Here is a 21,901-nt window from a genome sequence, read left to right on the forward strand (position 1 = left end):
TTTCTATCATAGGTTTCTATTCTGCATAGCTAGATTTTTGTTATAACCTTGCAATTATTTTTTCCCTCTAGCTTGTAGAGTGCAGTCCCTAGAGCTATCCGCCGAATTTTTCGATCAGCTCTTTCCTCGTCACCTGAATGTTCAGGCCTGGCGCTATCCCTATTGGTCTAACTACCCTCCTTTTTTCATATTAAATAGAAACTGCATTAATAATATAATAGAACAAGTATATATGTCAATAATTTTATGAAAAACCCAAAATTGGTCTAGTCATAAAAAACAAAAAAAGGGTGTGGGACAAAAGTAAAATCACTTTTGTTTCACACCCCAGATGCGAATAAACGGTGGGAGCAGAAGCAATCCCTTCGGAAATAAGCTTCTGTCCCAGTCTCCACATGGAATTCATATAAAGATTCGTGTTCTAACTTCTTAAAAACAATCAACTAAACGGATTATAAAATCTTCCGCCATTGACTTTAAATAAGGCAAAACTTATGACAGTTAATAAAACTGCTAAGCCAATAACAAGAAAATCAGAAGCATGAAATGGTCGCTGAGCATACCAAGTCCTTTTCTTTTTTTCCCCAAAACGACGTAGTTCCATTGCCGTACTGATTGTTTCAATTCGATCTAAGCTAGACAAAATCAAAGGAAAAACAATTTGAGCGGTTCCTTTTAATCGTTGCATTAGTTTGCCTTTTTTAGACATTTCAAACCCACGTGCTTGTTGCGCCAGAGAGATATTGAAAAAATCTTCTTGAATGTCGGGAATATAGCGAATTGCCAGAGCCACAGCATAACTAATTTTATAGCTGACACCAATCCGATTTAAACTAGATGCAAATTCACTAGGGTTTGTCGTTAAAAGAAAAATTAGTACCAGCGGTATTGTGCAAAAATACTTTAGAACTAAATTAAATTCATAAAATAATTGCTCTTGCGTTATAGTAAAACGTCCAAGCCCTTCCCAAATAAGCGTTCTAGACTGGTATAAGTCTACCCCATATTCTGGTGCAAAAAGATAAACGGCAATAATGTTCAGTAATGAAAATACAAAAATAAATTTTACAACAAATGAAATCTGGTGCCACTTAATATTTGATAACTTAAATAAAACGAGTGAAAATACCGTCATACCAATCAAAAAACGCGTATCATATGTGGTCATACATGCCACAGACAATAAAATCAAAAAAATTAATTTAGCTGTTCCATTCAATTTATGAATCATTGTATTATCAGGAATATAACCTAACATTTGATGTTCATTCATTTCAAACGCACCTCCTGATCATAGGTCATAAAGTTTTCTGTAAACAAAAAGGGATCGTCCAAACCTAAATGTTGAGCAAAAGTAAATAAGCTTGTTTCTTTCAATGATGCACGCTCCACTAATTGAGAATTAGTCAATACTTTAACTGGCGATGTATCTGCGATGATTTTGCCATCATACAAGACTATTGCTCGCTCTGTATATTCCAACATAAGATGCATGTCATGAGTAATCATCGCAATGGTGACGCCACGTTCATTGAGCTTTTCTAGAAATGTCATCATTTCAGTATAATGTTTAAAATCTTGTCCCGCCGTTGGTTCATCTAAGATGATCATTTCAGGTTCCAGAACTAAAATCGCAGCAATCGTGACTCTTTTTTTCTGACCAAAACTAAGCGCTGAAATTGGCCAATTGCGAAATGAATACAAGCCACAGATTTTTAAAACTTGTTCAACGCGTTCCTTGATTTCTGCTTCTGGCATGCCTTTCAAGACCAACCCTAAAGCAACTTCTTCAAAAATCATTTTCTTTGAAATCATTTGGTTCGGATTTTGCATGACAAAGCCAATCTTATCTGCTCGTTCTTTAATTGAAAACTGAGTAAAATCTTCGTCTGACCAAGTCATTTTGCCTGATTGCGGTGTAACAAAACCACAGATTGCTTTACTTAAAGTGGATTTACCAGCACCATTTTTCCCAACGATACTCAGCATTTCGCCACGATTGAATGTAACCGAAACATCATTTAAAACATATTGATCCTTTCGATTATATTGGTACATAATAGTTTCCAATTTCAATAATGGTTGTAACGTTTCTTGCTTGGGTATTTGAGCTTGTTTTTTCATCCATTTTTCCATTTGTAGTTTTAAGTCAGGTGCTTGGACTTTTTCAATGTCAGCCAAATATTGAACTGTTTCCAAATCTACGCCTGCATATTTCATTGCTGTCACATAAAGTGGTTCTCGAATTCCTTGTTCCGTTAATATATCTGTTTTGAGCAGCTCATCTGCAGGTAAATCGGCGACAACTCGCCCATCGTTAAAAACAATCACACGATCAACCGAACGATATAGAACATCTTCCAGACGATGCTCGATAATCAAAACCGTCGTTTCTGTCTTTTGATGGATTTCTTCAATCAATGCAATTGTTTCTTTACCAGCTTTAGGATCTAAATTCGCAAGTGGTTCATCAAATAATAAAATCGGTGCTTCATCGATCAACACACCAGCCATCGATACTCGCTGTTTTTGTCCGCCTGATAAATCTTGCGGTCGATGCTGTAAAAAATCATTCAATCCAACGATTTTAGTCCAATGATCGACTTCTTGTTTCATCTTACTTTGCGATACTTCGTCGTTTTCTAAAGCAAATGCAACATCTTCTCCTACTGTTAATCCGATGAATTGACCATCTGTATCTTGCAACACTGTCCCAACGTCAAAAGATATCTCAAATAGACTTGTCTTTGTTAATTCTTTATCCCTAATCGTAACATTTCCAGTTATTTCGCCCTCATAGCTATAAGGAATCAGTCCATTGATACATTGGGCAAAAGTTGATTTACCACTACCACTTGGACCTACGATCAAGACTTTCTCCCCTTCATAAATCGTTAAATCAATACTATGTAATGTAGGTTCAGCCTGACTATGATATTGGAAAGTAAAATTGTCAAAAGTTATCAGTGGTTTCTTCATTGATGACGCTCCCTCATTCTATGTAAAAAAGGACAAGAAAAGGCTGTTCAGCTTTAAAAATCAAGCTTGCTTTTTCTCGCCCTTAATTTTATTTCAGAAATTATATTTATGCTAATTTCATTTTACTACATAATCAATCTTTTGTTAAACTACCTTTTTTAGTCCGCGTTGCAGCATACGCTGCCATCAACAATGTACCGATGATTCCTACTGCAATAATATTTAATACAACAGCAATCACACCTTGTGTATAGACTTTACTAGCAGGTTCACTGTAAATCAATACATCTAATGTCGGTGCAATCAATCCCCAAACAACGGCATTTCCAATCACTTGATAAATATTAAAATAAATAATGTCTTTTTTATTAAATTCGCCGTGTATAAGATCGATTTTCCTTCCTGCTAAACCATACACCACTCCTATAATACCAGAACAAATGATCCAACTCCACCATGCACTGCCATATGTTGTAAAGTCTTTTAGCGTATGACCAATCAGCCCAATCAAGCCACCTGCAACCGGTCCAAAAATAACAGAAATCAGTGCTAAAAATGGGTAGGCTGTCTCTAAGTTTGTATTAGGAAAGCCTGTTGGAATCACCACAAAACGCCCTAAAATTACGAATACAGCTGATCCGATACCAATTGCCACAATTGTTTTTACTGAAAAATCTTTTTTCATATTCCCTACTCCTATTCAAAAATGATCTTCGGTGCTTTTCTTAATTGGATCGTCCAATCCGTTCCAGTACCAATGTGGTAGAGTTTAGAAAATGAGTCTTGATTGACTGCTACACCAATATTTACTAATGAATTTACATAAACTAAAGGTTCCCCAATATTAACATCTGCGAAAGATTTAGCAAATTTCATAATATTTTGATACACTTTTTTCCCTTGATGATAGATTGTTACTTGTAGCTGGTCATCATGAACAATCTTTTCTTCCTTCATAAACGCCAATGGAATATTGGTCCATAAGGAACCAAAACGGATATCCAAAACATCGATACTGCCTTCTAAAATATGTTGATCATGCTTTGCTTCAATCAACGGTAACGCTTCAATAGAATCAATCGCAACAGTCTTACCTAATTCCTCAAAAGAAATTTCCTCACTCGCTAAGCGCGCTCCATTGTATGCATAAATATCTCTGCCATGAAACGTATGACTTTCTTCTGAATGTGGTAAACGACTCGTTACTTCGTCAATTGCACGAATCTCTTCAATTCCTTGATAATGAGAAATATGCGTTAACGAACCATTATCTGGAGTAATAATATAATGCCCCGAATTTGTTTTCGCTACGATGCTTCGTCTTGTACTGCCTACCCCCGGATCAACAACAGAGACAAAAACACTGCCTTTTGGCCAATATTTCACTGTCTGATACAAACGATAAGACGCTGCCCAAATATCATAAGGAGGAATTTCATGAGTCAAATCGCCAATGATGATCTCATCACTTACCATATGAGCAACACCATACATCGCACTTACTGCGCCATCACCAAGCCCAAAATCTGTTTGTAAAACTAAATAGTTCCCCATTTAATCTCCCTCTCACTAATTATTCTATTCATCATTTTTTACGAACGAACAGGCTGACCACTGATTATTTCCCTATCAATTCTCAAACATAGTACCTTTTTATAGTAGTTCTGTCAATAATATTATCGAACAATCACCTACTTTCAGCAACGATTATTCGTCCTTTACAATAACAGAAAAATAACGGCTCTATAATTTATAGGACTGATGAATCAGAATTGATTCTTCAGTTCCATTTTCATTTTAGATATTAAAAAACATATCGTTCTCTAGTATGATTAAATCACCACAAAATAAACAACTGAGAGGACGATATGCTATATGAATGATTCTATCAAAAAAATGCTACGACTGACAGATAAAGATTTAATGATTAATGAGGTCTCTTACGAGACTTTTCAGAATACAAAGACATTGATCGTCGATGCTGTTCTCTCACCTGTTCCATATGCCTGTAGAAATTGTGGTTCTTCAGTGATAGCTGGGAATGGGAAATCGATTGTGGTTAAAAATGGCAAGAAAGAAACCATTATACGTTTTGAACAATACAATCATATGCCAATGATTATGCGTCTAAAAAAGCAGCGCTATACCTGTAAAAACTGCCAAACCCATTGGACCGCTCAAAGTTATTTTGTCCGTCCAAGACATTCGATTGCGAATCATGTCAGATATAAAATTACTTCTTTACTGACTGAAAAAGTATCTTTATCTTTTATTGCGAAAAGTTGTCAGGTATCGTTGACAACCGTTATTCGCACATTGAAAGAGTTGAAAAGCTATTTACCAAAGTCTTCCAAAAGGATTCTACCCAAAGTATTGATGGTTGATGAATTTCGTTCTCACACTTCCACTGAAGATAAAATGAGCTTTATTTGCGCAGATGGCGAATCAGGAAAGTTAATTGACATTTTACCTACACGAAAATTGCCTCGATTAACAAACTATTTCCGAGACTGTACCAACCCTGAAAAAGTAGAATTCTTAGTTACAGATATGAACGCCGCCTACTTCCAGCTCACCAAGAGTGTTCTACCAAATGCGAAATTAGTGATTGATCGGTTTTATATTGTCAAACATATGAATCAAGCATTCAACGATTTGCGTATCCATGAAATGAAAGAACTACGTAATGCAGGTCAAAACAGCGAGGCTGAAAAACTGAAAAAGAACTGGCGCTTTCTGTTAAAAAATCGTGCAAACATTAATCATTATGAATACAAAACATGGCTAAGTTTTCGAGCGCCTAAATATCCGTTTCTTACCAAAGCGATGATGATCGATCGATTGCTTGGTTTTTCCACGCCCCTGAAGGTGGCGTATCCCTTTTTTCACGAGTTGGTTGAAGCCTTTCGAGACAAAGAGTCCGAATTGTTTTTCTCCTTATTGAAAGAACTTCCAGAAACATTAGATGACAGCTTCCGTGAGAAACTTCAAAACCTTCTGACCTATGAAGAAGGCATTACCAATGCGATGATCTACCCTTACTCTAATGGAAAAATAGAAGCGAAGAATACCCATATAAAGACAATGAAACGAGTATCATACGGATTTAAATCATTTGAGAACATGAGAATCAGAATCTTTTTGATCAATCAATTAATCAAAGTGAAATAACAAAAAATCTGAGCCAGAATGAGATTCATTCTGACCCAGATTTGATTTTGCACAACTCATCAGTCCCTATTGACAAAGAGCCAAAATAACCTGATACATTTTCCATGTATGCAGGTTATTCTAAAAAAGATTATCATCCTATGCCGATTTCAGCTTTCACGACTTCTGCGATTTTATCTACATAATAATCCACTTTTTCTTGTGTTGGTGCTTCTGCCATCACTCGTAATAAAGGCTCTGTCCCAGAAGGACGAACTAATATACGACCATCGCCATTCATTTCTGCCTCCATTAAGTCAACAATTTCTTTGATTGCTGGAACTTCCATTGCACCATGTTTATCAGTTACACGAATATTCACTAATTTTTGTGGATAAACAGTTAATTCTGACGCTAACTCAGATAATTTTTTCCCAGTTTGTTTCATAACATTCAATAACTGAATACCGGAAAGCATGCCATCACCTGTTGTATTATAATCTAAGAAAATCATATGTCCTGACTGTTCTCCACCAAAATTATAATCATTTTTACGCATTTCTTCCACAACATATCGGTCACCAACTTGAGTGATTACATCTTTCATACCAGCGGCTTCCACTGCTTTGCGGAAACCCAGATTACTCATAACGGTCGTGACGATCGTATCTTTTTTCAAACGATTTTTTTCGGCAAGGTATTTTGCGCAGATAAACATGATCTTGTCTCCGTCAACAATATTTCCTAATTCATCCACTGCAATAATTCGATCACCATCACCATCGAATGCAAGACCCACATCAGCGCCTTTTTCAACAACCATTTCAGCTAACTTTTCTGGATGTGTAGACCCTACACCATCATTGATATTCAAACCATTAGGACTTGTACCCATTGTGTAAAAATCAGTTTCTAAGTCAGCGAATAAACGGTTGACAGAAGTTGCCGTTGCTCCATTTGCGGCATCGATACAAACCGTTAAACCAGATAAGTCACCTGGTATCGTTTGAACGAGGAATTGAGAATATTTCAATAAGCCTTCAGGAAATTCATCCAATGTACCTAAGCCTTCAGCTGAAGGACGAGGTAAATTATCTTCTTCTGCATCTAATAACGCTTCAATTTCAAGTTCTTGATCGTCCACTAATTTAAAGCCATCTGCCCCAAAGAACTTGATCCCATTGTCTTCTGCTGGGTTATGAGAAGCTGAAATCATGACACCAGCTGATGCTTTTTGTAATCTTGTTAGATACGCAACGCCGGGTGTTGAAATAATACCTAATTGAAATACCTCGATCCCAACAGATAAAAGACCTGAAATCAACGCCTGCTCTAATAATTGACCTGATATACGTGTATCACGACCGACCAATACTCTTGGACGACGTGTAGAATCTTCATGTTGACTTAAAACATATCCGCCAAAACGGCCTAATTTGAATGCTAATTCTGGTGTTAATTCCTTATTTGCAATTCCTCTAACACCATCTGTTCCAAAATATTTACCCATCATAACTCTCCTTCTACTTACTAAGCTAGCCTCGATTATTCTTATGAGGTGTCCTCAATAGAATAATGGGTTTTCTTAGTCAATCAACTTAATTTGCAGGAACTGAACTACTCCCATTTTCCAGATCATCTTCAGTTGTACTTTCAATGCTAGACGAACTCGACGAGCTTGATGTACTAGAGGAACTTGTTGTTTTTTCACTGGAAGGCACAGACGTTGGGACCGATTGACTCGAACTTGATGTCGTTGTGCCTTGTCCGCTAGTTCCAGAAAAACTTGTACTTGTTCCTGCAAAGACTGGATTGATCGTCACTTCTACTTCCTCAGGTGAAACAATATACTCTGTATTTGTCGGTATTTTTATTTTTTGTTTGGTTGATGATTTTATATTACTTATGTCAACTGGTAACTCTATTGTATCAATTGCATCTAAAACAGATTTTGTTCCTCTAATTTCCACTTTTTGTTCTGAAAGATTAAATGTGAAATTCTCAACCCCTGTTGGTGGTGAGCCAGTTGGACTGATCGTAAGACCCACTTCTTTTGAAGGTAAGGTTAAATCAACAACGACTTTTACTTGAGGTGCTGGATTTTCAATACTTAACACTTGTCCTTTGCTATCAATTGCTTGAACATTGACCGTTTGCTTGATCGTATCAACCGATTGTTTGACATTGGACAAGGGAGCAATAACACGTGTAATCGCTTTGGCAGTCTCTTCTCCCGTTGTGATTTCAACAGTTTTAGGACTAACCGCAATTTTCTCTACTTTGTAGCCTTCTGCCTCAATCGATTCTGGTAGTTGCGCTTCAACATCGAACGATTTTGTTACTTTGTTCTCTACCGTTACAGTAATCGTTTTAGGCTCGATTTCAGCTGTTACTGCCGTACTCAATCCTTTAACTCGCAATTGGATTTCTGATGTCCCAATCGGTGTTTTGGTCAAATCAGCCACGACTTGAAAGTTTCTTGTATCTTCATTTGCTTCTAAATTCAGTTGAATTCGATTGGCACTACTTAAATGAACATTGACAGTTTCTTCATAACCAGACACAAAATACTTATCTTGGTCATACTCTAATTGAACAGGAATGTTATACAACATTTCATCATAAACTTGGCTCCCACCTGTTATATCGGATAAATTCCCTGATGCATTGGCATTAAAAAATAATAACAAAGCAAAAAGTAACGCTAATAATCCTGAGAACCAATTGCTTTGATAGGGGATCTTCATTTCTTTTTCGCCCCTTTCGATACACCTTCAATAAAGTGTTGCAAAAGATTCTTTTTATCCTTGCGTTCTTCTTTTGGCACTAATTCTGCTCGAAGAATTCTCAGGTATTCTTCCTGTGTCAATTTAGGAATCAGATCATTATTCAAAGTGAGACTGACATCCCCTGTCTCTTCAGACACAATGATGGTCACAGCATCACTAACTTCACTGATACCGACGGCCGCTCTGTGACGCGTCCCAAATTCTTTTGGAATCAAGTTACTTTCAGACAACGGCAGGTAGGCACTTGCTACAGCGATTTTTCCTTGTTTCACAATCACTGCTCCATCATGCAATGGCGTATTAGGAATAAATATATTGATTAGCAATTCTCCTGTGATATCGGCATCTAAAGGAATCCCCGTTTCAATATATTCATCTAGGCCAGTATTTTTTTCCACTGTGATCAGTGCACCGATTTTTCGTTTAGACATATATTGAACGGCTTTATCAAAAGCAAGAATCATTTTTTCGTCTTCCTGCTGTTCAGATCTGCTTGCACGGAAAAATGAACTTCTCCCTAAATGCTCTAAGCCTCGGCGGACTTCTGGTTGAAAGATCACAACTGCAGCAATCACACCATACATGATAACTTGGTTCATCAGCCAGGACAGTGTATGGAGTCCAATGATCTCACTCAGTATTCGAATCACAATGAAGACTGCGACCCCTTTTAACAATTGAACAGCTTTTGTCCCTTTGACAAGCATGATCAATTTGTAGACGAGATACCATACTACCAGAATATCTATAATATTGATGATATAATCACGCGACAAGAAATCTGATGAGATCAATTGCCGCCAATAATTCAAATCAAATAATTGACTAAGTTGAAAAGACATCATAAACCTCACTTCTCTCTGAAGATTTCTTAATAAGTATACCATAATCTTTTGCTTGGTTACAGGATGAGAATGAACGATAGAAAAATTTAAACAAAATAAACGGAACGGTGACAAAACTCTTTGAATTTTATTAACCTCACCTTGAATTAAAAAAACGGTGTGAAAAAGTCAGGTTCGTCGACAATTTCCTAAAAACCGCACAATACATAAAACGCATTGTACGGTTTTTAGTCCAATTGCTTGAGCCTAAACGACTTTTGTCACAACCTAATTCTAAAATAAAACACGTTATTATTCTTCTACTTTCCCTCGTTTTGCAGCACGTTCTGCCCGTCTAGCCGCTCTTCTTGCTTCGGCTTCTGGATCAACTACTCGTTCTTTTTTGATACGAGGTGCTTTTTCACTCACAGCTTCATCCGTTGTTTTTTCTAATTTTGCTCGAATTTTTTCTTCTTGACCTGCCATACGAGCATAATTGTAAAATCGATTTTTTGCATCCTCGACTGTTTTCTCAAAAAGTTGACCAGCAAATTCAGGCTGTGTAGATTCTAATGATGAAAAACGAACTTGTTTACGCATAAATTCTTGCATCGTATCAAAATTTGGCTTTTTATAATCTAAGGTCATTGGATTTTTTCCTGATTCTCTCAATTCTGGATTATAGCGATACAACGACCAATATCCTGAATGAACAGCTTCTTTGGCTTCTTGTAAGGTTTTACTCATTCCGCCTGCTAAGCCATGTGTGATACAAGGTGTATACGCGATAATAATTGATGGTCCCGGGAAGCGTTCTGCTTCTTCTAAGGCTTTGATCGTCTGCATTTGATTCGCACCTGAGGCAATTTGAGCTACATAAACGTTACCATACGTCATTGCCATCATGCCTAAATCTTTTTTAGACACGTACTTTCCACTAGCAGAGAATTTTGCGATGGCAGAAGCAGGGGTTGCTTTTGATGTTTGACCACCGGTATTAGAATACACTTCATTGTCTAAAACCAACATATTCACATCTGCTCCACTTGCAAGGACATGGTCGATTCCGCCATACCCAATGTCATAAGCCCAACCATCTCCACCGATCATCCATTGACTATTTTTCACAAATAAATCATGATCTGCATAAATTGCTTCTAGTAATGGTTGCCCATTTTTCTCGTCAATCAAAGCAGCTTTCAGTTTTGCGGCACGTTGTTGTGTGCCTTCACCAGTATGCATATGATTGATCCAATCTTCCATTAACAACGCTAACTCCGATGAAGCACTCTTCATTGCCTCACTCATCTTCATCGCTAAGTGTTCTCGACGGGTTTGACTGGCTAAAAGCATTCCGTAACCAAATTCAGCATTATCCTCTAATAATGAGTTAGACCAAGCAGGACCTTGTCCTTCATCATTTGTTGTATACGGAGAAACTGGTGCTGCTCCGCCCCAAATAGAAGAACAACCAGTAGCATTGGCAATCATCATCCGATCACCAAACATTTGAGTCAATAATTTCACATAAGGCGTTTCGCCACAACCAGAACAAGCACCTGAAAATTCCAATAGCGGCTTATTAAATTGTGATCCTAAAACGGTATTTGGTTTGGCTGGATTTTCTTTTTGCTTCAACGTCATGGAGAATGCCCAATTCATTGCTTGATCTTTTTGCTCTTCGTATGGTTTCATTACTAGAGCTTTGCCTTTTGCTGGACAAGCATCTACACAAAGACCGCAACCAGTACAATCTTCTACTGAAACTTGGATTCGGTATTTTAGGCCATCCGCACCGCGCATTTCTCTGACAATATACCCTTCAGGTGCTTCTCCCATTTCTTCATCATCTGCCAAAAATGGACGAATCGCGGCATGTGGACAAACAAATGCACATTCGTTACACATTGTACAACGATCACTATTCCATTCTGGCACTTCAACAGCAATTCCGCGTTTTTCCACAGCTGTTGTCCCAAGTGGCATCCGACCGTCTGTCATGTCATTTTTGATAAACGCACTCACCGCAAGCTCATTTCCTTCTTGGCGATTGATTGGTTCTACGATTTCATGTATATAATCCGTCACATTTTCTTTGCGTACTCTTGGTTTTAATTCAATAGTTTTCCAAGTGGCTGGCACTTTGACCTTATGCAAAAGCGCCACTGTCCGTTCGATTGCCTGAATATTTTTTTCAACAACGGCCATTGATTTTCTAGAGTAGCTTTTGAAAGCTTCTTCTTTTAAGATCGGTAATACTTCCTCAAACGGCATGATAGCAGCTAATTTAAAGAAAGCCGTTTCCATTGCCGTATTGATTCGACCGCCTAAGCCAACTTCACTGGCTAGTTTAACAGCATTGATCGTATAAAAATCAATTTCATTTTCAGCTAAGTAGCGTTTTAGTTTATTTGGTAAAAAGCGTTCTAATTGCTCATCATTCCAGACGGTATTAAGTAAAAAAGTTCCGCCCTTTTTCAATCCTTTAACTAAATCATACGTATTTAAATACGCAGCAGTATGGCATGCCACAAAATCAGCATGTTCGATCAAATAAGTCGAACGAATCGGTGTTTCGCCAAAACGTAAATGAGAAACCGTTAGTCCACCAGATTTTTTCGAATCGTAGTAAAAGAATCCTTGCGCATATTTATCCGTATGATCCCCAATAATTTTGATGGCTGACTTGTTTGCTCCAACAGTTCCATCTGAGCCAAACCCCCAGAATTTTGCCTGATACGTTTTTGGGTTGGTCAGATCGAGTGCTTCACCGCAATCCAATGAGGTGTAGGTCACATCATCTACAATTCCGATCGTAAAACGACTTTTTGCCTCTTTCTTATCTTTTAACAGCTCATCATAAATCGCAACGATTTGATTCGGCAACACATCTTTTGAGCCTAATCCGTACCGTCCTCCAATGATCATCGGACGCAAATCAGATTCATACATCGCACTTTGTACATCTAAAAGTAAAGGCTCACCGCCCGCGCCTGGTTCTTTTGTACGATCCATCACGCCGATTGCTTTCACTGTCTTAGGCATTTTTTCCAAGAAGTTTTCTATCGGGAAAGGACGATACAAATAAATATTTAAGAAGCCAACTTTTCTACCTTGCTTTGTTAAGTGATCAATTGTTTGTTCGATTGCTTGAGCAGCTGACCCCATAGAAACGATTACTTCTTCTGCATCTTCAACACCATAATAAGTAACTAAATCGTAGTTTGTCCCTCTCAAGGCATTGATTTCATTCATATAATGTTTCACAACAGTTGGAATCTGTTCATAATAACGATTGATTGTTTCACGTTGTTGGAAATGGATATCTGGATTTTGGTTCGTTCCGCTAACTGAAGGATGATTGGGGTTCATACTTCTACTACGAAAATCGCTTAATTTTTTTTGATCTAATAAAGGAGCTAATTCTTCATAGTCCAGTACTTCGATTTTTTGAATTTCATGACTTGTCCGAAAACCATCAAAAAAGTTTATGAACGGGACACTTGATTCAATGGACGCTAAATGCGCGACGGCTGATAAATCCATGACTTCCTGGACGCTACTTTCACATAACATAGCAAACCCTGTCTGACGAGCAGCCATAACATCTCCGTGATCACCGAAAATATTCAACGCATTTGTTGTCACAGCTCGACTTGCTACATGAAAGACTGATGGAAGCAACTCTCCAGCAATTTTGTACATGTTCGGTATCATCAATAATAATCCTTGTGAAGCAGTATATGTAGTGGTTAATGCGCCTGTCTTTAGCGATCCATGGACCACTCCAGCAGCTCCTGCTTCTGATTGCATTTCAACAATTTTAACAGGTTGTCCGAAAATATTTTTCTTTCCCTCAGCCGACCACTGATCTACAAGTTCGGCCATTGTTGAGCTTGGTGTAATTGGATAAATAGCGGCTAATTCAGTAAACGCATATGAGATGTATGCAGCAGCTGTATTTCCATCCATCGTCTTCATTTTTCGCATTATTTAGTCATCATCCTTCTATCTAAAAGTAGAATAGTTGCACGCATATTCTTCTCTATTATAACGGAAGCCTCACTATTTTGAAACAGTTTGTGAAAATATTTCACAAAGTTTATTGATTATTTCGCTTTTCTACTTTAGAATATACCGAATTTTTGTGAAAAAGAAACAAGTCGGGACGGAAATCTCAATTTTCGTTACTCTTGATTTATATTTTAATTCTTATTCTTTTTACCTTTGTATTTGAATCCTTTTTCAGATAATCTCCTAATCAATTGATAAAATCGATTATCAGTTGGCGAAATCCAATATCGTTTGAGTTGATTCCGCTTTTGCGTGTCGAAATATCTAGGAGGGGTTCCATCTAATTTATCGTGTGTATGAAAGGGATCAAATCTAGGGCGCTCGCCATAGTTGAAAGATTCTCCGTTTGCGATTGCACATTCTAAATAGTTTTTTTCATCGCTTTCTGCTTTCCATTGACTTAATAACTGACCTTGTTCATCTAAAATAAATTCACTATGATAATCTCCAGATAGCATTTTTCGATAGAAACCTCGTTTTCTGATTTTTTTTACTAATCCTTTATTTGTAAGAGTTCTACTTCGTTTTTGAAGATCAACCGTCGATATCTCTACATCCAAATGAGCGCGATTATGATACTGAGGATCAGCATAAAACCAATTATTTTTAAGAATCATTTTTATGGCTGCTTCATCATTTTTCAAACTATTTCTTCTTTTATACCTTTCCACATATTCAATAATACATTTATCTAATCGGTTTCTAAATTGATGAATTTTTGTTTCGTTTGCGTATTTTTTCTTAAGGATTATTTTGGGTAATTTTTTATCTATTTGTGTAATGACCAACCCATTTGGATACGCACGTTGGACTGCTTTTGAGTAGCTATCGAAAAAAGGAGCTCCTGGAGGCATTTGATCGTAAAATTTATATTTAGAGGATTCGAAGTGTAAATCACCTGACTCATTTAGATATCCCCCCAAATGATCGATAACGAGTAAGACCTTTTCTTCATCGGAAAGCTGGCTTTGGTCAAACATTTCAGTATAGATTTCAGAACCAACTAAAAAAACCATCTGATCAACGTTCAGTTTATTTTCGTTTTTATTCATTATGTATACGCGCAGAGCCGCTTTATCCCACCCATGTTGTTGAAGTTTTTCAAACATCGTTGGAGTAAAATTCGATTTTTTCATTTCTGTTCTCCTTAATAGTTGTTTCCCTTCTACTATACCTGCTTTTTTATGAAAGTTACACTTATTTGAACAGACTCGAAGTATAAAAGAAAAGAATCCAAAGCAACTAAATTCACCTTAGACTCTTGTATTTTTTAAGCAGAAACTTCATAGCTCTTTCTGGTTTTTTCTATGACGATAGACGGTGTAGCTTTTTTATTTTGATGTGCCTCTCGATGCTCTTGTAAATGCTCTGGACGTTTTAACCAGTTTTGGAAATCTTTTTTACTCTGCCATTTAGATACCAACATAAACTCACACGTATCTTTATTTTCTGTATACCAACATTCACTTGATATACAACCTGGAAACTCTAACATTGAAGCGACATCTTTCCCTGTTTTAGCATCAAATCTTTCTTTTCCTTCTTTTTTTATAATAAATGTAACAGTTTGAACGATCATGATTTCCACTCCTTTTCAAGTCCAATTGATAACGATTCTCACTTATAAGTATAGCATACTTTGTACTCATTAACTGAACAATATAAAAAAAGGGGCTGAAACATCACTCTACGAGTCACATCCCAACCTCACGATTCTTAGTATAATTCTAAATATTGTTCTCTTTCCCATTCCGAAACAGTTTGACGGAAAGCAGCCCATTCCATACGTTTCGCTTCAACAAAGTTCACATAAATATGCTCACCTAATGCATTGATCATTACATCATCTTTACGTAATTCTTTAATAGCATTGTGCAGTGTTGAAGGTAAATCATGTATATGTGCTTCTTTTCGTTCTTCTTCGTTCATCACGTAAATGTTACGGTCAACCGCTTGTGGCGGATCGATTTCATTTTTGATTCCATCCAATCCCGCTTGTAAAAGTGTTGCCATTGTTAAATATGGATTTGCTGATGGATCAACAGAACGTAATTCTAAACGAGTAGATAACCCACGTGATTCCGGAACACGGACTAACGGCGAACGATTGCGTCCACTCCAAGCAACATATACCGGAGCCTCATATCCTGGTACCAAACGTTTATATGAATTAACAGTTGGATTACAAACCGCTGTATAAGCGCGAGCATGTTTCAATAATCCACCAAGGAAATGATACGCCGTTTGACTTAATTGCATTAGACCATTTTCATCAAAAAAGACATTTTCTTCGCCTTTAAATAAAGACATATTGCAGTGCATCCCCGAGCCGTTGATGCCATATAAAGGTTTTGGCATAAAAGTTGCGTGCAAGCCGTGTTTTCTAGCAATTGTTTTAACGACTAATTTAAAGGTTTGGATGTTGTCACAAGCTTCGATAACATCTGCATATTTAAAGTCTATCTCATGTTGACCAGGCGCTACTTCATGATGTGACGCCTCAACTTCAAATCCAAGACTTTCTAACTCAAGAACGATATCTCTACGACAATTTTCACCAAGATCGGTTGGCGCAAAATCAAAATAGCCACCTCGATCATTTAAATCAGTTGTGATTTTACCATCTTCATCTAATTTGAATAAGAAAAATTCTGGTTCAGGCCCAAGATTGAATGAAGTAAAGCCTAGTGATTCCATATCCGCCAAGGCTCGTTTTAAATTGCCACGAGGATCTCCAGCAAACGGTGTACCATCTGGATTATAAATGTCACAAATCAAACGAGCAACTTTCCCGTGTGTGCTCTCCCATGGAAAAACCATCCATGTCGATACGTCTGGATACAAATACATATCACTTTCTTCAATTCTCACAAAACCTTCAATAGAAGACCCATCAAACATCATTTTATTGCTTAATACTTTGTCTAATTGACTCACTGGAACTTCTACATTTTTGATTGTTCCCATAATGTCTGTAAACATTAATCGTAAAAATCGAACATTTTCTTCATCCGCTATTCGTTTGATATCTTCTACTGTGTTTTGTTTCTTCTTCATTGTCTTCCTTCACGTCCTTCATTTTTTGTGTAAAACTCAACTGTTACAATTTGGGTACTCTGGATTGGAATGGATTTTGTTGAGTAAGCCCACCTTGAGAAATAAGTTCATCATATAGAATCTTTCGAACATCTTCATCTGTCAGCGGTTTATTTGATTCTTGCGCATGCATTTGCTCTTCCAATTTCATTTCATAAACGCGTTTGATACCTGCCATATTTAGACCATCTGATAAATAATCTTTGATCTCCAGTAATACATCAATGTCATTCAGTGAATACATACGTCGATTCCCTTCACTTCTTTCAGGATGAATCAAATCTTGCTCTTCATAATAACGGATTTGACGTGCTGATAAGTCAGTCAGTTTCATAACTGTACCAATTGGAAAAACTGACATCGATCTTCTCAGTTCCTTCTCTCTCATATCCACCCCCCTCTCTTAGTTAAATATAGGATATCAATACTTTTTTCCGTTGTCAATGATTTATGTTAGGTTTTCTAACATAAAAATAAAAAATAGCGCAAAACACAGCTATAACAAGGAAATTTCAGTTAATTCGTACGAAAATGAAAAAAGGCATCGTGAACAATACCTTTTTTCATTTACTTCTATTTCTATTCAGTTTAGAAAAAGTACACAGAATAAATTGATCACAGGTATAAAGCAGGCATAAAACACTATTCGCTTGTTTGCATGTTGACTGCCATTCTCTTGAATTTGTTGATAAAGTAGGAATAAATTGATCAATAAAAATACTGAGGCACACATAAAAACTCTAGCCCCTGAAGCATACATTGTCGGTGAAAACCACATCATTATGGATGAAAATAAGGCCGCACTATAACTTAAACCAATAAATATTTTTTGTTTTGCAACAGATATAGACAACGCAATCACTAAACCAAAAAACAGCCCCCATAACAGATAAGGCAAAATAGCATTCATGAACGTCCCACTCAAAAAATTACCGAACTTGAAAGAATTAATCCAATTCCCTTCATTAATAAGTTGAAAATTGGTAACTCTATCAGGAAAATTATAGGTCAGTAATACCAAAAATAATGTATATCCTATTCCTATTTTAGCTAGTAATTTGGAGGAATCAAGCACTAGAGAAACCACAAGTATCAAAATGAATAGAAGAAATAACTTCGTCTGCCACCCTTCAAATAACCAAGTACTTCCTCTCAACACTCTTGCCATTGGTGACAAATCACTAAAATCTGGCATCCACAATTTAATTTCCTGTTGCATTCTAAGTTTATTTCCCGGAGCTAAAAACATAAATAAAAATCCCGTTACAAAAAATGCTGTTGGAATATAAAGATAATAATGCTCTTTTTCTTTCTTTATTACTATTGCCACATGATAAATTAAGACTACACCTATAACACAAAGAATCAGCTGCTCATTCGAAAATGAAAAAACAAATGCAGGCAATAAGTATAACCAAATCGCCGTTTTTTGATTTCTAAAGAAATGATCTGCATAAGGAATCAGTGCAAACACCCCTAATGCTAATGGCCATAAATAATTGACTGCGCCCGTAATCCAAAAAATGGCATCTTTCATAACCCAGATATTGATAAATCCAAGTGATAAAAATGCAACTAAAAAGTTCTTGCGATCAACAGTCCCAACAAATATCCGCACTAAAGAGTAACTAAATAACATCCAGGCACACGCACTGATCAGATGATGAATAAATAAAGGAACCAAGAAAATCAGATACAACATCGCTTCTGGAAATAGCCGGGCAGACCAATTATTGTAACGCCATTGAAGAAATCCAACAAAACTATACTCTTCAGAAATTTTCATAAACCAACCGTCGTCTGATCCCAAGTCTACGTTAAAATTCATAAAATATAAAACTGCTAAAACAAACAAACCAACATAAAAGAAAGAATTACTTTTAATAAACTTTTGCAAATCCAGATACCACCTTAACCTCTCATTTTGTATTTAGTATATCATTACACAAATCAAATAACTACAGCAAATAAAGAAAAAAACTGAGTGAGAAAACCACTAAATAGGTTCTCCAACTCAGCTCTTTACTTTTTCCAACAATCTACACACAACAATAAACCTCGTTATTTAATCGTCTAACTCCCGCGTCCATTTAGAGTTATTTTTAGCAAAGCCTTTAACATGATACGCATTTGCCTCTTCTTCAAATGATTCTGATAACAACAGAGTATGGCGTTTCAATTCACTTAATTGTTGCCCTTGGTTTGATGGTATATCAAACTCATATGGAACCAATAATTCCATCATTTTTTCTCTAACAGCTTTTGTGAGTTCTTCTTTCCCTAAAGTACTTTTAGCTGACACTAATATGTTAGGAAATAAAGTTGGAACAAAGTCAGATTCGTCGATTTGATCACTTTTATTGTAAACAGTCAAAACCGGAAGTTGCTCTAAATCTAAATCATTTAATAATTCAACAACTGTTTGTTCATGTTGTAAACGATCTTCCGCACTGGCGTCGACTACATGTAATAACAAGTCCATACCTCGGCTTTCTTCCAGAGTTGATTGAAAGGCTTCGATCAACTGTGTCGGCAAATCTTGAATAAAACCGACAGTATCTGTCAGCGTTACGATCATTCCTTGAGGTAACTGCCATTTTTTTGTTAACGGATCTAACGTAGCAAATAATTGATCTTCAGAATATGTGCCTGCTGTTGTTAGCAAGTTTAAAATTGTTGATTTTCCTGCATTCGTGTAACCAATCAAACCAATTTGAAATAAATCTGATGATTGCCGTTTTTGCCTGCTTCGCTCACGATGAGCTGATACTTCTTTCAATTCACGCTTGATTGCGATGATTTTATTACGAATATGCCGGCGATCTGATTCCAGTTTGGTTTCCCCAGGACCTCTAGTACCAATCCCACCACCTAAACGAGACAATTGTTTCCCTTGTCCAATCAATCGAGGAAGCAAATAATTTAACTGCGCTAGCTCAACTTGTAATTTTCCTTCTTTTGATCGTGCCCGCATCGCGAAAATATCTAAAATCAATTGTACCCGATCAATTACTTTGACACCAACAGCTTCAACAATCAATTGATTTTGCCGTGGTGTTAACTCATGATTAAAAATAACGATATCTGCTTCATACGCATCAACTAACTGTACTAATTCTTCAACTTTCCCCTTACCAATCACTGTCTGTGAATCAATTCGAGGACGCTTTTGTGTCAATGAAAAAACAACTTCTCCTTCAGCAGTTTTAGTTAAATTTTTCAATTCTTTCATAGATCCTTCAAATCGAGTGTAATTTCCCTCTGTTTCTACGCCCACTAAGATAACCTTTTCTGCTATTTTATCCATTTTTTATCCTTCCTAAGAATCCAGCCATTTTTCTATTTCCTTTTCTAACTTTAAAATAGTATCAGGTGTTTGTACTAAGTCCCACCAGCTGGCATTCATGCGGTTTCTAAACCAGGTCAATTGCCTTTTCGCATATCTTCTAGAATTTTGTTTTACTTGATCAATTGCTTCTTCTAAAGACTCTTTCCCTTCAAAATAGGGGAAAAACTCTTTATAGCCTATTCCTTGAATCGATTGTTGTGTCTGCCTGTTATAAAGTAACTCAGCTTCTTTTAAAAGCCCTTGTGTCATCATTATATCCACACGCATGTTGATTCGATTATAAAGTTCAGCTCGGTCCGTTTCTAATCCAACCAAGAAATAATCATATAATCTTTTTGGTTTTTCCTTCGGAGTTAAAATACTGAATCCCGTTTTATCAAACACTTCAAGTGCTCGAATCACTTTTTTACGGTTGTTGAAATGGATACTTGCAGCTGCTTGGCTATCTTTTTCTTGCAATAAATTCCACAAGTATTGATTTCCATGTATTTCAGCAAATTGCTCATATTTCTCACGAATTTCAGTCGATTCATCTTTGGCACCTAATTCAAAGTCATATAACAATGCTTGAATATACAGTCCTGTCCCACCAACAACAATTGGCAATTTTCCTTTTTCTGTTATTGCATCGATTGCCAGACGTCCTTCTTTTTGAAAATCTGCTACAGAGTATGTCTCAGATAGTTCACGACAATCAATCAAATGATGTAAAATACCTTCACGCTCTTCTTCCGTCACTTTTGCTGTGCCTATATCTAATTGTCTATAGACCTGCATTGAATCACCGCTAATGATTTCTCCATTTAACTTTTTGGCTAACTCAATACTTAAAGAGGTTTTTCCAACTGCTGTTGGTCCTGCGATTACTAATACTTTTTTCAATTTTTTCATCCTTTATTTTGTATCAATTTGCGTATTTGCAATGCCTTAGCTGGATAGTCTGTATGAATTGCGGTCAAATGATGACGAAAGCAATGTGTCATAGTGTCTTCTTCGTTGACAGTCCACGGACGAATTGCTTTTGGAAAATCCGCCAAATCATCTAAATGGTCGAATACCCAATCTATTTTAGGATGGATTCCTTCAATAAACTTTGATTGAAGCGCTCGTGTCTCCTCTTTTTCTGACAGTCTAAATACGGCAGCAATGTTTTGATTTTGTTCAATTTCCCAGATTTTCTCTAAACTTTTAAAATAAAAGCTTGAATACATATATTCAAAAGGCCAACACTGTGACTTCATGAGCTGAACAATTAGCTGTTCGATTCCTTCATAATGGATTTTATCTGTTTTGATTTCAATATTCAGTAAACCTTGAAAATTCTCTTCTTTAAGCAGCATGACTACTTCTTCTAAAGTAGGAATTTCTTGAATCATCGGATTTTTTTGGAACCAACTACCGGCATCGTATTGTTTTAACTCTGTTAAGGTTAAACTACCAACCTCCCCATAACCATTGGTTGTACGATCAATCGTTTCGTCATGGATCACCATCAGTTGGTTGTCTTTTGATAACTGCACATCTAGCTCGATTCCATCAGAACCAACTAAAATAGCTTCTTTAAACGCAGCTAAAGTATTTTCTGGATGGGTTCCTTTGCTACCACGGTGGGCGATTATTTTTGTCATCGTTCTCCCTCC

At 36.8% G+C, this 21,901-nt stretch carries 17 protein-coding genes; 1 reads left to right on the forward strand and 16 read right to left on the reverse strand.

Features of this window, described 5'->3' with window-relative positions; all coding sequences use genetic code 11:
* Window positions 1-439 precede the first annotated feature (439 nt).
* The 4 genes from AC1PU0_RS12285 to AC1PU0_RS12300 all read right to left on the reverse strand — a co-directional run bounded on the left by AC1PU0_RS12285 (window position 440) and on the right by AC1PU0_RS12300 (window position 4,533).
* Window positions 440-1,273: an energy-coupling factor transporter transmembrane component T family protein gene (locus tag AC1PU0_RS12285; RefSeq protein ID WP_206834416.1), complete on the reverse strand. Its 834-nt coding sequence runs from the start codon at window positions 1,271-1,273 to the stop codon at window positions 440-442.
* A complete protein-coding gene (locus AC1PU0_RS12290; RefSeq protein ID WP_206849444.1) occupies window positions 1,270-2,979 on the reverse strand; it encodes an ABC transporter ATP-binding protein in 1,710 nt (569 codons plus the stop codon). Before AC1PU0_RS12290 ends, AC1PU0_RS12285 begins: the two co-directional genes overlap by 4 nt.
* A gap of 133 nt (window positions 2,980-3,112) precedes the next feature.
* The gene (locus AC1PU0_RS12295; protein WP_069654343.1) at window positions 3,113-3,664 is read right to left on the reverse strand and encodes an ECF-type riboflavin transporter substrate-binding protein; all 552 of its coding nucleotides are present in this window, start codon (window positions 3,662-3,664) and stop codon (window positions 3,113-3,115) included.
* 11 nt (window positions 3,665-3,675) lie between these two features.
* Window positions 3,676-4,533: an SAM hydrolase/SAM-dependent halogenase family protein gene (locus tag AC1PU0_RS12300; RefSeq protein ID WP_111247221.1), complete on the reverse strand. Its 858-nt coding sequence runs from the start codon at window positions 4,531-4,533 to the stop codon at window positions 3,676-3,678.
* 321 nt (window positions 4,534-4,854) lie between these two features.
* Here AC1PU0_RS12300 and AC1PU0_RS12305 point away from each other — a divergent pair, with 321 nt between their 5' ends.
* A complete protein-coding gene (locus AC1PU0_RS12305) occupies window positions 4,855-6,150 on the forward strand; it encodes an ISL3 family transposase (protein WP_479998436.1) in 1,296 nt (431 codons plus the stop codon).
* Window positions 6,151-6,283: 133 nt separating this feature from the next.
* Here AC1PU0_RS12305 and glmM read toward each other — a convergent pair whose 3' ends face one another.
* The 12 genes from glmM to AC1PU0_RS12365 all read right to left on the reverse strand — a co-directional run bounded on the left by glmM (window position 6,284) and on the right by AC1PU0_RS12365 (window position 21,889).
* Window positions 6,284-7,639, reverse strand: coding sequence for a phosphoglucosamine mutase (gene glmM / locus AC1PU0_RS12310; RefSeq protein ID WP_206850538.1), 1,356 nt, complete (start codon window positions 7,637-7,639; stop codon window positions 6,284-6,286).
* An 88-nt stretch (window positions 7,640-7,727) separates the two neighbouring features.
* On the reverse strand, window positions 7,728-8,876 hold the full coding sequence (locus AC1PU0_RS12315; RefSeq protein ID WP_206850537.1) for a CdaR family protein: 1,149 nt from the start codon (window positions 8,874-8,876) through the stop codon (window positions 7,728-7,730).
* Window positions 8,873-9,760 (reverse strand): diadenylate cyclase CdaA, encoded by an 888-nt coding sequence (cdaA, locus tag AC1PU0_RS12320; protein WP_206850536.1) that lies wholly within the window; start codon window positions 9,758-9,760, stop codon window positions 8,873-8,875. The genes AC1PU0_RS12315 and cdaA overlap by 4 nt, the downstream gene beginning before the upstream one ends.
* Window positions 9,761-10,054: 294 nt before the next feature.
* Window positions 10,055-13,732 carry a pyruvate:ferredoxin (flavodoxin) oxidoreductase gene (gene nifJ, locus AC1PU0_RS12325; RefSeq protein WP_206850534.1) on the reverse strand — a complete coding sequence of 1,226 codons (3,678 nt, stop codon included), beginning with the start codon at window positions 13,730-13,732 and terminating at the stop codon, window positions 10,055-10,057.
* Window positions 13,733-13,947: 215 nt separating this feature from the next.
* Entirely contained in the window at window positions 13,948-14,952 is a 1,005-nt protein-coding gene (locus tag AC1PU0_RS12330; protein WP_206850533.1) for a DUF3114 domain-containing protein, read from the reverse strand.
* 134 nt (window positions 14,953-15,086) lie between these two features.
* Window positions 15,087-15,395, reverse strand: coding sequence for an antibiotic biosynthesis monooxygenase family protein (locus AC1PU0_RS12335; protein ID WP_206850532.1), 309 nt, complete (start codon window positions 15,393-15,395; stop codon window positions 15,087-15,089).
* A 137-nt stretch (window positions 15,396-15,532) separates the two neighbouring features.
* Window positions 15,533-16,873: a type I glutamate--ammonia ligase gene (gene glnA / locus AC1PU0_RS12340; protein ID WP_206850531.1), complete on the reverse strand. Its 1,341-nt coding sequence runs from the start codon at window positions 16,871-16,873 to the stop codon at window positions 15,533-15,535.
* 43 nt (window positions 16,874-16,916) lie between these two features.
* A complete protein-coding gene (locus AC1PU0_RS12345) occupies window positions 16,917-17,300 on the reverse strand; it encodes a MerR family transcriptional regulator (RefSeq protein ID WP_069654352.1) in 384 nt (127 codons plus the stop codon).
* A gap of 195 nt (window positions 17,301-17,495) precedes the next feature.
* The gene (locus AC1PU0_RS12350; protein WP_206850525.1) at window positions 17,496-18,809 is read right to left on the reverse strand and encodes a DUF6056 family protein; all 1,314 of its coding nucleotides are present in this window, start codon (window positions 18,807-18,809) and stop codon (window positions 17,496-17,498) included.
* Between the two features lie 168 nt (window positions 18,810-18,977).
* Window positions 18,978-20,219 carry a GTPase HflX gene (hflX, locus tag AC1PU0_RS12355; RefSeq protein WP_206850523.1) on the reverse strand — a complete coding sequence of 414 codons (1,242 nt, stop codon included), beginning with the start codon at window positions 20,217-20,219 and terminating at the stop codon, window positions 18,978-18,980.
* Between the two features lie 12 nt (window positions 20,220-20,231).
* Window positions 20,232-21,143: a tRNA (adenosine(37)-N6)-dimethylallyltransferase MiaA gene (gene miaA, locus AC1PU0_RS12360; RefSeq protein ID WP_111248289.1), complete on the reverse strand. Its 912-nt coding sequence runs from the start codon at window positions 21,141-21,143 to the stop codon at window positions 20,232-20,234.
* A 5-nt stretch (window positions 21,144-21,148) separates the two neighbouring features.
* Window positions 21,149-21,889 carry a glycerophosphodiester phosphodiesterase gene (locus AC1PU0_RS12365; RefSeq protein ID WP_206850521.1) on the reverse strand — a complete coding sequence of 247 codons (741 nt, stop codon included), beginning with the start codon at window positions 21,887-21,889 and terminating at the stop codon, window positions 21,149-21,151.
* Window positions 21,890-21,901 lie beyond the last annotated feature (12 nt).

The sequence above is a fragment of the Enterococcus sp. XAF26B05_ASV22 genome (assembly GCF_056727285.1).

What these genes read in the sequence shown, in the direction of transcription:
- AC1PU0_RS12285 (WP_206834416.1), bottom strand. Translation starts at nt 1,273, where the DNA reads ATGAATGAACATCAAATGTTAGGTTATATTCCTGATAATACAATGATT.
- AC1PU0_RS12290 (WP_206849444.1), bottom strand. Translation starts at nt 2,979, where the DNA reads ATGAAGAAACCACTGATAACTTTTGACAATTTTACTTTCCAATATCAT.
- AC1PU0_RS12295 (WP_069654343.1), bottom strand. Translation starts at nt 3,664, where the DNA reads ATGAAAAAAGATTTTTCAGTAAAAACAATTGTGGCAATTGGTATCGGA.
- AC1PU0_RS12300 (WP_111247221.1), bottom strand. Translation starts at nt 4,533, where the DNA reads ATGGGGAACTATTTAGTTTTACAAACAGATTTTGGGCTTGGTGATGGC.
- AC1PU0_RS12305 (WP_479998436.1), top strand. Translation starts at nt 4,855, where the DNA reads ATGAATGATTCTATCAAAAAAATGCTACGACTGACAGATAAAGATTTA.
- glmM (WP_206850538.1), bottom strand. Translation starts at nt 7,639, where the DNA reads ATGGGTAAATATTTTGGAACAGATGGTGTTAGAGGAATTGCAAATAAG.
- AC1PU0_RS12315 (WP_206850537.1), bottom strand. Translation starts at nt 8,876, where the DNA reads ATGAAGATCCCCTATCAAAGCAATTGGTTCTCAGGATTATTAGCGTTA.
- cdaA (WP_206850536.1), bottom strand. Translation starts at nt 9,760, where the DNA reads ATGTCTTTTCAACTTAGTCAATTATTTGATTTGAATTATTGGCGGCAA.
- nifJ (WP_206850534.1), bottom strand. Translation starts at nt 13,732, where the DNA reads ATGCGAAAAATGAAGACGATGGATGGAAATACAGCTGCTGCATACATC.
- AC1PU0_RS12330 (WP_206850533.1), bottom strand. Translation starts at nt 14,952, where the DNA reads ATGAAAAAATCGAATTTTACTCCAACGATGTTTGAAAAACTTCAACAA.
- AC1PU0_RS12335 (WP_206850532.1), bottom strand. Translation starts at nt 15,395, where the DNA reads ATGATCGTTCAAACTGTTACATTTATTATAAAAAAAGAAGGAAAAGAA.
- glnA (WP_206850531.1), bottom strand. Translation starts at nt 16,873, where the DNA reads ATGAAGAAGAAACAAAACACAGTAGAAGATATCAAACGAATAGCGGAT.
- AC1PU0_RS12345 (WP_069654352.1), bottom strand. Translation starts at nt 17,300, where the DNA reads ATGAGAGAGAAGGAACTGAGAAGATCGATGTCAGTTTTTCCAATTGGT.
- hflX (WP_206850523.1), bottom strand. Translation starts at nt 20,219, where the DNA reads ATGGATAAAATAGCAGAAAAGGTTATCTTAGTGGGCGTAGAAACAGAG.
- AC1PU0_RS12365 (WP_206850521.1), bottom strand. Translation starts at nt 21,889, where the DNA reads ATGACAAAAATAATCGCCCACCGTGGTAGCAAAGGAACCCATCCAGAA.